1 pseudogene is annotated in these 465 nt (G+C 48.0%); it reads right to left on the bottom strand.

The annotated features are described in order from the left end of the window. Nucleotides 1-72 precede the first annotated feature (72 nt). Nucleotides 73-267 (bottom strand): annotated as a pseudogene (locus ACSZPU_RS26300) (RpiB/LacA/LacB family sugar-phosphate isomerase); the annotation flags it as partial. Between the last annotated feature and the right edge of the window lie 198 nt (nucleotides 268-465).

The raw sequence follows: 465 nt of genomic DNA, 5'->3' as shown, positions 1-465 counted from the left end.
CGGCCTCATTTCTCGCTGCCGTCCAGATCAGATGCATCGCTCTCTGGGCTAAAATCTTGTGACGACACCATCTAAAATGCCGCGGTCATGCTCTCCCTGTTTAATAGCCATCGCAACTTCATGGGCAACGTCAGGATAATAATTCGCGTCCGGGCGCTTATCGCTGCTGTAATCAACAACAGTGATTCCCTGCTGAGCCAGATAACTGGTAATAGCATCGCGAAACGCGTAGGCGGCATCATCCGCGCCAATGGCGATTGTTTTCATAGTAATGTCCTCAAATTATTCACAGAAAATTGAAATCTGATCCCCTGGGAGAATCGTTTGTGGCGTTGGCCCACAGAGGTGGACTGTACCAGGTAATTCAGCGTCAATGGCGCCATCAAAACTTAAGGAAGGTGCGATTTAATCGTCAATTATGAGAACATAACCCTTTCTTTGACATAGACTTTTCACGATGCCCGC

Source organism: Phytobacter sp. V69 (assembly GCF_965644215.1).
Classification (GTDB): Bacteria; Pseudomonadota; Gammaproteobacteria; order Enterobacterales; family Enterobacteriaceae; genus Phytobacter.
This window is presented reverse-complemented; position numbering and strand designations above follow the sequence as displayed.